Below are 7,103 nucleotides of genomic sequence, written 5' to 3' on the forward strand. Positions count from 1 at the left end.
TGGTCTGACACCACCCGAGGACCTGCTGCACGAGCGTGGCATCGACATAAGCCATGAATCGGTCCGATACTGGTGGCAGCGTTTCGGACCGATGTTCGCCGCTGAGATCCGCAAGAAACGTGCCGAGTGCTTGCGTTCTGGGCCGCAGTGGCAATGGCATCTCGACGAGATGTTTGTGAAGATCAACGGCGAGCGGCACTACCTCTGGCGGGCCGTCGATCATGAGGGCGAGGTTCTCGAGAGCTTCGTGACCAAGACGCGGGACAAGAAGGCGGCATTGAAATTCCTCAAGAAATCAATGAAGCGCTACGGTCGCCCGCACATTTTCGTCACCGACAAGCTGCGCTCCTATAGCGCCGCATTGAAGGAGGCCGGTACGGCCGACCGCCAGGCAACTGGTCCTGGCTCAACAATCGGGCGGAGAATTCGCACCTGACGTTCCGACGACGAGAACGGGCAATGCAGCGCTTTCGGAGGATGCGAAGTCTGCAGATGTTCGCCGCCGTCCACGCCTCCGTCTTCAACCATTTCAACTTGGAGCGCAGCTTCTACTCGAGGGTAAATTTCAAGAAGAACCGCGCCGCCGCTCTCGCCGAGTGGCGCGGCCTCGGCGCAGCATAAGGGACAGCGATCCTGCCCTTGTGGAGACGGGTTCGAATTGGTCTGCCAGCACCCAAACGGTGGCTCGGACTATGAGCCGCGCTTGCCTGTTCCGCAAAACACGGAGATAAGATCGACGCCGGTACCGGGACTGGCCTTCAGATCGACCCGCTCTTCGATATGACGGAGATGCGCTTCCATGATATTCGAAGCTTGTTCCGCGTCGGACTTTCGTAGGGCGTCGATCAAGTCCGCATGGTCGTCGTCGCGGCAATTGGTGACGCCCGGTGCGCCGTAGATGCCGATGATGAGCGACGTGCGCGTGACCAGTTCCTTGATCATGCGTAGCATCACGCTGTTCCCAGCGACCTCGGCGAGCATCGTGTGAAACTGACCGGACAAGCGGATCGCGTCGCGGCGGTTGCCATTGGCATGGGCCTGCGATTCCAGCTCGAGGTGCCGCGCAAGAGCCGCGATATCCTCTCCGGTCGCGCGATTGGCCGCCATGCGCGCGACATTGGGCTCGATCGCCAGCCGCGCCTCGAACACTTCGCGCGCTTGTTCCGCCGTGGGGCGCGCGACGAAGGCGCCGCGATTGGAGTGCAGCTCGACAACCTCGCGGCTGGCCAGAAGCAGGAGGCTGCGGCGAATGCGCATTCGGCCGACGCCGAATGCCTGGCAGAGCGCGGATTCGGAGAGTTTCGTCCCGGCCGGAAGGCGCTGCTCGATGACCGCTTCGAAGATGCGATCCACGATCTGCTCCTCCGCCACCTCTTCGGCGGTCGAGAGCTGTTCCTTGTTCGGGCCGGCTAGCGTCATGGCGATGGCTATTCAGTGCTTTGGAGGGCTTCAGCAACAGATATAAGTCCGCCCTGTCTTCAACAAGGCTATATGTTTGCAGACAGGAAAGCCACTTAATTGTTGACACGATTGTTAACAAACATGCTGAATACGATTGCCGCACCAGCTCTGACACAGCGGAGCACCAGAAACGAATCGAATGGCATCCAGGGAGATATCAGATGAACAGACGCACTCTTCTCAAGTCGACCGCGCTCGGCGCCGTGGCCAGCCTGTCGTTCTTCGGCATGGCCCAGGCCGAGAATCCGGTTCTGAAGATCGGCTTCGTCGGCGTGACCTCCGGTCCTGCCGCCGCCTGGGGCATTTCGAACCAGCGCTCCATGGAGACCCGCGCGGACTGGCTGAACGAGCTTGGCGGGTACGAGATCGACGGCACGAAATATGACATCGAGATCGTCGCCTTCGACGACCAGAAGGACCCCAAGCGCGCGATCGCGGGCATGGAGAAGATGGCGCAGGAAGGCATCCACTATGTCGTCGGTCCGAACGTCGATGACGGCGCGGCCGCCGTCCGCCCGGTCGCCGAGCAGAACGGGATCATGTATTTCCCCTACGCTTTCCCGAAGGAGCTCTATACCGCCCCTGCTTCGAACGCGGTGCTCGGCATGGTCGCTAACTACCAGTCGGGTCCGGCGATCTACAAGCACCTGATGGAAAACAACGGGGTGAAGAAGGTGGCCTTCGTGGCCGCGAACGAATCCGACCCGCTCAGCCAGCGTGATGGCGGCGTCGAGGCCGCCAAGGCGCTCGGACTCGAAGTCGTCTCGGACAGCGTGACCTATCAGGTCGACACCACGGACTTCACGCCGGTCCTCCTGCCGGTGATCCAAACCCAGCCCGATCTTCTGGTGCTGTCTGGCGTTTCGCCGGCGAACGCGCCGCAACTCATCCGCTCGGCCCGCGAGCTTGGCTACGAGGGCCTGATCTCGACCGAGACGGCGCAAGACGCGACCGTGCTTCAGGAAGGCGCGGGTGAGTTGGCGAACGGCTTCATCTCGGTGGGCGGCGCCTCCACTCCGGAACTCGCCTCCGATCAGATGCGCGAATTCGTTGACCGCTACACCCAGAAGTTCGGGGAATACAACGACGAGTCGAACACCAAGGTCTACGCGCTCGAATACATCCTCGAGACCATCAAGGCGAACCCCGCGGCGATGACCGACGTCGAGGCATTCAAGACGACGATGGACACGTTCGAGGCGCCGAACCCCTACATGGTCGGCGACGCGAAGCTGAGCTATGTCGGCACCACCTCGTTCGGACAGAAGCGGCAGGTCTCGGTGCCGCTCGTTGTGAACGTCTTCAAGGAAGGTGCGTTCGAGACGCTGTTCGTGGCGCAGGTCGACTGACGCCCGCCGAACGCAGTCTCACTCGGGGTCCGGCCCTCCCAAATCCCGCCGGACCCCATCCTATCCGAGGACATCCATGGAACAGATCATCGCCAATGGGCTATATCTCGGCGCCCAATACGCCCTTATTGCGCTCGGGCTAACGCTCATCTTCTCACTGATGAACGTGCTGAACTTTGCGCACGGCCAGATGTATGTGCTGGGCGGTTTTGTCACCTACACGGTCGTCGCGCAATTCGGGTTGCCGTTCATTGTAGGGCTCCTGGCGTCGGCCGTGATCCTCGCGGCGGTCGGCGCGGCGGTGGAGAAGTTCCTCTTCGCGCCGGTGATCCGGAAATCGAAGCGCGAGGAATCGACGATGCTGCTCGCCGCCGGCATCGCCTTTTTCCTCGACGCGGTGATCCTGCTTGTCTTCGGGGAAAAGCAGCGCGGTGTGCCGAAGATCGTGAACGGAGTGTTCAACTGGGACTTCCGCATCATCATGCCCTATGACCGCATCCTGATCGGGGTGCTGGCCATCGCCATGATCGCGAGCTTCATCCTCTTCATGCAATACACCAAGGCCGGCCGCGCGATGCGGGCGCTGGCGCAGGACCGCATGGCGGCCGAACTCATGGGTGTGGACGTGAAGCGCTACTCGATGCTGGGCTTCGCCCTCGGCGCCATGCTCGCGGGCCTTGTTGGCGGCCTCCTGGTGACGATCACCGGCATTAATCTCGGCATGGGCGGCCCGACCTCGATCAAGGCCTTCATGATGATCATGATCGGCGGCGCCGGCGTCATCTCGGGCGCCATCGCCGGCGGGTTCATCCTGGGCATGATGGAAAGCATCGGGCTCACGCTGCTCGCGGCCTACGGCGACATCACCTATCTCGTGATCTTCGCCTCGCTGATGGTCTTCCTCGCCATCCGGCCGCAGGGCCTGATGGGCAAACCGTGGGGCTGAGCACATGAACACGCAAAAACTCGTTGGCGTCGGTGCCTTCCTGATCGCGGTCTTCGTGATCGTGCCCTGGCTCATCTCGGTCAGCGGACGGTGGGACTTCTACTACACGCTGACCTCGGTCGCGCTCCTCTCGGTCGCCTCGGCGGGTGTCTGGCTGACCTTCTACATCGGCCGCATCAATATCGGGCAGGGCGCTTATGCGCTGGCCGGCGGCTATGTCTCGGCGATCCTGATGACCAAGGCAGGCTTCAGCTTCTGGGCGACACTGCCACTCGCGGGGCTTTTCTGCGCCGCCCTGTCTGTCCTGATCGGGCTGCCGATCCTGCGTCTGCGCGGCGTCTACTTCGCGATGGTCACGCTCGTGCTGACCGAGGTCGGGCGGCTCTCGGCGCTCGCCCTGCCGGTGACGAACGGCGCCAAGGGCATCACCTCGATCCCGCTGCCGGGGGAGGTCTCAGTCTTCGGCCTTACGCTGATCCCGGATTTCGCGACGCTGGCCAACCCGAAACTCGCCTTCTACCTCGTCGCGGTGCTCCTGATGGTGATCTGCTTCGCGGCGCTTTACCGCATCGTGAACTCGCGCCTCGGCCACCTTTGCCGCTCGCTCCAGCAGAACGAGGAACTGTCGGCCTCGATCGGCGTCAACACGGCCTACCTGCGCGTCCTCGCCTATTCGATCTCGTCCTTCTTCGGCGGCATCGCCGGGGCGATGTTCGTCGCCATCTCGCAGTCGATCTACCCCTCGTCCTTCCAGGTCGCCGACAGCGTGAACTTCATGCTGAACTGCTTCCTCGGCGGCCTCGGCTACGTCTTCGGCCCGATGCTCGGCACGCTCCTGCTCTACTTCGGCTGGGATCTTCTCTTCACCACCGGCCGATACCAGCTGCTGATCTACTCGTCGCTTCTGATCATCCTCATGCTCTTCCTGCCCAACGGCGTGCTGAGCCTGTTCGAACGCAAGGGAGGGCGCAAATGACCCCGATCCTTCAAGTCAAGGGGGTGACCAAGCGCTTCGGCGGGCTCACCGCGAACAACAGCATCTCCTTCGACGTGGCCGAGGGAGAGATCCTCTCGGTCATCGGGCCGAACGGTGCGGGCAAGTCCACTCTCTTCAAGCTGATCGCCTCGTTCCTCAGGACCTCGTCGGGCGAGGTGCTGTTCAAGGGGCAGCGCATCTCCAACCTCGCGCCGCACAAGGTGGCCCGGATGGGGGTGGTCAGGACCTTCCAGGAAACCACGATCTTCCGCTCGATGACGGTGCGCGAAAATGTCGTCGTGGCGCATCACCTGCGCTCCAAGGCCTCGCTTCTGGGGTTTTTCCTCGGCACGTCGCAGGCGCGGTCCGACGAGGCGGAGTTCGGCGCCTCCGCCGATGAGATCATAGGGTTTCTCGGCATGGACGCGATCCGCGACGAACTCGCCTCGAACCTGCCGCAGGGCCACCTCAGGGCGCTCGGGATGGCGATCGGTCTCGCGACCAATCCGACCGTGCTCCTCCTCGACGAACCCTTCGCCGGCATGAACCACGACGAGACGATGCGAATGGTGTCGCTGGTGCGCCGGCTCAGGGATGAACGCGGAGTCACCGTGCTTCTCGTCGAACACGACATGCCCGCCGTGATGAAGATCTCCGACCGGATCGTGGTGATCAACTTCGGCGAGAAGATCGCCGAGGGAACACCGGCTGAGATCCAGTCCAACGAAAAAGTCATCGAGGCCTATCTCGGCAGCGAAGACGATGCGATCGGGATGTAGGCCATGACCCAGATGCTGAACTTCCAGAACGTCGAGCTTTACTACGATCACGTCTATGCGCTGAAGGGCGTGTCGATCGAGCTGAACGAGGGCGAAACCGTCGCGCTGATCGGCGCGAACGGGGCCGGCAAGTCCTCGATCCTGCGCGCGATCACCGGTCTGAGAAAGATTCATTCGGGCGAGATCCATTACATGGGCGACCGGCTCGACGGCACATCGGCGGCCGAGATCGTGCGGCGCGGCATCGCCATGGTGCCCGAGGGACGGCGGGTCTTTCCCTACATGTCTGTGAAGGACAACCTCCTGATGGGGGCATTCACCCGATCCGACAAGATCGAGATCCAGCAGACGCTCGACAGCGTACTGGAACGCTTTCCGCGGCTGAAGGAACGCTTCGGCCAGCAGGCGGGAACGCTCTCGGGCGGCGAGCAGCAGATGATGGTGATCGGCCGGGCGTTGATGGCGAAACCCCGGCTGCTGCTCCTCGACGAACCCTCGCTCGGCATCGCGCCGAAACTCGTGCAGGACATCGCCCGCGCCATCGTCGCGATCAGCCGCGACGAGGGGGTGAGTGTGCTTCTGGTCGAACAGAACTCACGCATGGCGCTCTCGATCTCGAACCGTGCTTATGCCCTTTCAACCGGTGCGGTGGCCCTTTCTGGCGAAAGCAAGGAGCTGATGGGCGACGACCGGATCAAGGCCGCCTATCTCGGCGGAGAACTGTAGGTGGCATGATGCGCATACTCGTAGTGAACCCCAACACAACGCGGCACATGACCGACAAGATCGGCGCGGCAGCCCGGCGTGTGGCATCGCCCGGAACAGAGATTCTCGCGGTCAATCCCAAGGAAGGGCCAGCGGCGATCGAAGGCTATTACGATGAGGCGATGTGCGTTCCGGGCCTGCTCGAGATCATTCGCGGCACCGTCGACTTCGACGCGGTCGTCATCGCTTGCTTCGACGACACCGGCCTCGACGCCGCCCGCTGCCTGACCGACCGTCCGGTGATCGGTATCGGCGAGGCCGCCTATCACATGGCCTCGATGCTCTCGAACAGGTTCTCAGTGGTCACGACGCTCGCGCGATCGGTGCCGGCGCTCGAACACAACCTCACCCGCTACGGGCTCGCCGCGCGCTGCGCGCGGGTGCGTGCCTCGGATGTGCCGGTGCTGGAACTGGAGCGTCCCGGGTCGGATGCCTGCGGCCGGATCAGCGCCGAGGTCGGCCGCGCGATCGCCGAGGACAGGGCCGAGGCCATTGTTCTTGGCTGCGCCGGCATGGCCGACTTTGCGGCATCCTTGTCCGCCGAACACGGGCTGCCGGTGATCGATGGAGTGGTGGCCGCTGTCGCGTTGTGCGAGGCGATGGTCCGACTGAATCTGCAAACGTCGCGGCGTGGCGGCTACGCTCCTCCCGTCGCGGCGCGCGATGAAACTCGGGCCGCGGCTACTTAAGGCTGGCCGACGTTTCATCACTCCCCTACCGCGGCGGTGTCAGAGGAACCTGGCTTGCGGCGAGGCAGGGCGCCGACTAGCGTCGCTTGATGTCGAAACCTGACCCGTTCAAATACTTCAAGACGAGCCGCGAGATCA

General features: G+C 62.9%; 7 protein-coding genes and 1 pseudogene. 7 read left to right on the plus strand and 1 reads right to left on the minus strand.

The window, feature by feature from the left end:
• Window positions 1-10 precede the first annotated feature (10 nt).
• A pseudogene (locus R5H32_RS18990) lies at window positions 11-621 on the plus strand (IS6 family transposase); the annotation flags it as partial.
• A gap of 69 nt (window positions 622-690) precedes the next feature.
• On the opposite strand, the gene R5H32_RS18995 reads toward R5H32_RS18990, so the two are convergent.
• The gene (locus tag R5H32_RS18995; RefSeq protein WP_318340257.1) at window positions 691-1,419 is read right to left on the minus strand and encodes a GntR family transcriptional regulator; all 729 of its coding nucleotides are present in this window, start codon (window positions 1,417-1,419) and stop codon (window positions 691-693) included.
• Window positions 1,420-1,622: 203 nt separating this feature from the next.
• Between R5H32_RS18995 and R5H32_RS19000 the strand changes: the two genes are divergently transcribed.
• From R5H32_RS19000 to R5H32_RS19025, 6 genes are all read left to right on the plus strand, one after another.
• Window positions 1,623-2,810, plus strand: coding sequence for an ABC transporter substrate-binding protein (locus R5H32_RS19000; protein ID WP_318340258.1), 1,188 nt, complete (start codon window positions 1,623-1,625; stop codon window positions 2,808-2,810).
• A gap of 76 nt (window positions 2,811-2,886) precedes the next feature.
• Entirely contained in the window at window positions 2,887-3,756 is an 870-nt protein-coding gene (locus R5H32_RS19005) for a branched-chain amino acid ABC transporter permease (RefSeq protein ID WP_318340259.1), read from the plus strand.
• Between the two features lie 4 nt (window positions 3,757-3,760).
• Window positions 3,761-4,732: a branched-chain amino acid ABC transporter permease gene (locus R5H32_RS19010; protein WP_263340919.1), complete on the plus strand. Its 972-nt coding sequence runs from the start codon at window positions 3,761-3,763 to the stop codon at window positions 4,730-4,732.
• Window positions 4,729-5,511: an ABC transporter ATP-binding protein gene (locus R5H32_RS19015; RefSeq protein ID WP_318340260.1), complete on the plus strand. Its 783-nt coding sequence runs from the start codon at window positions 4,729-4,731 to the stop codon at window positions 5,509-5,511. The genes R5H32_RS19010 and R5H32_RS19015 overlap by 4 nt, the downstream gene beginning before the upstream one ends.
• 12 nt (window positions 5,512-5,523) lie before the next feature.
• The gene (locus R5H32_RS19020) at window positions 5,524-6,237 is read left to right on the plus strand and encodes an ABC transporter ATP-binding protein (RefSeq protein ID WP_411709834.1); all 714 of its coding nucleotides are present in this window, start codon (window positions 5,524-5,526) and stop codon (window positions 6,235-6,237) included.
• Between the two features lie 8 nt (window positions 6,238-6,245).
• The gene (locus tag R5H32_RS19025; RefSeq protein ID WP_318340261.1) at window positions 6,246-6,965 is read left to right on the plus strand and encodes an aspartate/glutamate racemase family protein; all 720 of its coding nucleotides are present in this window, start codon (window positions 6,246-6,248) and stop codon (window positions 6,963-6,965) included.
• Window positions 6,966-7,103 lie beyond the last annotated feature (138 nt).

The organism is Defluviimonas sp. D31 (assembly GCF_033436765.1).
GTDB lineage: Bacteria > Pseudomonadota > Alphaproteobacteria > Rhodobacterales > Rhodobacteraceae > Albidovulum.